Raw genomic sequence first — 2,904 nt, 5'->3', positions numbered from 1 at the left:
GATTTGTTCTTCGGAAAAGCGCTTCTTCACGTCCAATCTCCTTGTCGTTGGGGATTGGACTCCAGATCGCCGTGCTACTCAAAAGCGGGGGGACGTCGCTGCGATCAAACTAAGAACAAGCAGTGCAAACCACATTGTGCATCTCCTTATGAACGGATCGAAGGTACTACAAGATTGATGCATCACGGAGTGCCTGTTCTGACATATCTCCGGCGCCGGCTATCTCACGCTCAATCAGATACCTGGGTCATCATATTTCTCCTGAGTTGCCAAATCGCGCCGGGGTGGGGCCTAACGCCTGAATTAAGCCGAGCCGAACGTGCCTGGCGCAGGGCGACATCGGCACCGGTGAACCACTCCGGGCTTCAGTAGCACGGAAACTGAAAATCTGCACACGCACCGTGTCCACTGCAGCGGCTGGTTAGACCGGAGAATCGGGTTTGCTCACCCGGGAAGGGGTAGCCGCGCGCGGCCGGCGATGACGTGCCGCCCCTGGAGGATCAGCTCCGTGATGAGCAGCGGAACCGCCCAGCAAGCCCAGCTGGCAACGGCGATCCGCTCCTGTAGCGTGCCGACTTCATACGCGCCCATAACATCGAGAATGATCCGGAACAACACGAATCCAAACGTTACGACGTAGCTCCGGATCATCCACTCGCGGTGCTGCGCGATGAGCCGGCGCCGGATCGCAACCAACGCCAGGCTCGTCGTTCCAGCCCACGCCAGCGAGAGGCCGCCGATCCCCAACCGGAAGTTGATGCTGTGGTCGCGCAGGATGAGAAGCGCCACGGCACACAACACGCTCGCCGCTACGGAAGCGACATAGGTGCGTCCCACCCATCGGTGCACCGTGAGGTTGTACCGCCGCAGCCCCGACCAGAACTGAAACGGTCCTACCATCAGCGCGATGATGCCGAAGAGCACATGCAGAAAGACGAGCGGCGCCAAGCTCCACCGGCTGCCGTATACGGCAGCGTCGAGCGTGAGGTAACGGGCGGCCCACATGGCGACATAGTAGCTTCCGACAACGAGCGCAGCCGCGGGCAGGACCGCCTGCATGCGTGGGAATCGGCGGGCGATCTCGGCCGCTGCCTCTTGTGGAGCGGCGGGCACTATCACGGCGCCAGCGGCATCATACGTTTCGTCGCGCATTGCATCCTCCTTGTCTCAGTGATTGCTCACCAGGGACGCCTTCATGTCCGACAGCCGTTCACATCGGTTGCGGTCTAACGCCTGAATTAAGCCGACCCGCAACGTGCCAGTCGGTGAGTTGCTGCAATGGAACAACGACACATTTGAACGAAGCGACGAAGCGGGCTCGGCTTGAATGAATTGTTAGGGTCCAATGCACGCGCCCCGCGGCCTAGAACCAACGCCTGACGCGGCGAGTGTACTGCTGCCAAGCCGCACCATGCGTCCGGGCCAGCCAAGGCTCCTCACCGAGCACCACGCGAAGGTGGAAAGCGATCCCGACGGTGAACGCATAGGCCAACAAGCCAACCGAACCGAACAAGACGGCCCAACCCAGCAGGACGACGAGGACGCACACGTACATGGGATTGCGGCTGTAGCGGTACAGACCGACGACCACCAGCGTTTGCGGAGGCGCCCACGGAGCAAGCGTGCCCCTGCCCGATACGTAGAAGTCTCGGACGCACCACAACAGACCGAAGGTGCCGAGGGCTATTGTTGCCAAGCCGTACGGCCAGCGGAGTGCTTGACCCGTAAGGCACACCCATGCGCCAGGCACCAGGTACGCAAAGCTGCCTGGCAGCGCGACAAACGCAATGGTGGCCCTCGTGAAGATGGGTGCGAGCCCTAACTCCTGAATTAAGCCGAGCCGCAGCGCGCAAACCGATGTTGCGGTTGAGCAACGACACATTCGATTGAAGCGACGAAGCGGGTTCGGCTTGAATGAATTGTTAGGCCTCAGCCGGCTCATGTTGAGCGCCGAGCACGGCAGCAAGATTGCGGTAGGCCTTGATCTCAATGACGTTGTTGCTGGGATCACAGAGCAGCATCTTGCCATGCTCGTGCGCGGTGCCCGTGCCAGAGACGGTGGGTCGCCGCAGGAAGATGCAGCCTTGTCTCTCGAGCTTGGCTCCCAGCGCTATCCAATCTTGCCAAGGCAAGATAGCTCCGAAGTGGCGCACACCGTGCTGGTCTGGAGGTAGCACCTCACTCGGCCGGTTATGCAGCGTGAGCTGGTGCCCGAACAGCAGTATATCCGCCCAATCGCCGTTATCTCGACCGACCGTGGCATCAAGAGCTTCACAGTAGAAGCTCTTGGCCGCAGATAGGTCCAGGACCGGGAATGACAGGTGGAAGATAGGTCGGTCCACAGCACTTTTTCCTGAGGCCTAACGCCTGAATTAAGCCGAGCCACGAAGTGCCTTCGGCTTGAATAAATTGTTAGGCGCCGGGCGAGGTTGCATGCGCCATACACTCTTTTAGGTAACTCACTACGGCAGCCTTGCTAAGGTTACTCGCATCCGGGGATAGAACGTAGCCTTTCTTGACTGGCGAGTTCTCAAAATAACGCAGGGGTGAAGCCTTTCCGGACTCGATCAGATATGAGCAACGATGCTTCGATAGCTTGAAGGCGAATCCGGCGGGTGTAAGCGACGCGCAAACTTTCATGTTCGAGTACAACGCGGCACCGCCAAAGAAATGCTTGCACACTAGACCAGAGAAGCCCGACAGCTCGCCGGCGACCAGTGCTTCCAGATCGTTCAAGTACGGTTGTGCCACGACTGCTCCGAAATGGGCGCCTAACGCCTGAATTAAGCCGAACCGCGAAGCGGTTGGGACTTCATCCGTTTTTATTGACACCGATGTTTTATCACGCCGACAACTCGAATTGCACCGGTGATTGGAACCCAAGGCTGGAGTGCAATCGCTGTC

Annotated in this window: 4 protein-coding genes; all 4 read right to left on the bottom strand. The window is 59.2% G+C overall.

The features are described from left to right. Positions 1-444 precede the first annotated feature (444 nt). Positions 445-1,152 carry a DUF2306 domain-containing protein gene (locus ACJQWM_RS14190; RefSeq protein ID WP_332708004.1) on the bottom strand — a complete coding sequence of 236 codons (708 nt, stop codon included), beginning with the start codon at positions 1,150-1,152 and terminating at the stop codon, positions 445-447. A 211-nt stretch (positions 1,153-1,363) separates the two neighbouring features. Further along, positions 1,364-1,882, bottom strand: coding sequence for a methyltransferase family protein (locus ACJQWM_RS14185; RefSeq protein ID WP_332708008.1), 519 nt, complete (start codon positions 1,880-1,882; stop codon positions 1,364-1,366). Between the two features lie 40 nt (positions 1,883-1,922). Beyond that, complete coding sequence (locus ACJQWM_RS14180; RefSeq protein ID WP_332708002.1) at positions 1,923-2,342, bottom strand: VOC family protein; 420 nt, start codon at positions 2,340-2,342, stop codon at positions 1,923-1,925. A gap of 70 nt (positions 2,343-2,412) precedes the next feature. After that, positions 2,413-2,904, bottom strand: a 492-nt coding sequence (locus tag ACJQWM_RS14175; protein ID WP_411306921.1) for a hypothetical protein, incomplete at its 5' end; no start/stop codon positions are given.

Origin of the sequence: Novilysobacter longmucuonensis, from assembly GCF_046600735.1 — a bacterium.
Classification (GTDB): domain Bacteria; phylum Pseudomonadota; class Gammaproteobacteria; order Xanthomonadales; family Xanthomonadaceae; genus Novilysobacter_A; species Novilysobacter_A longmucuonensis.
This window is presented reverse-complemented; position numbering and strand designations above follow the sequence as displayed.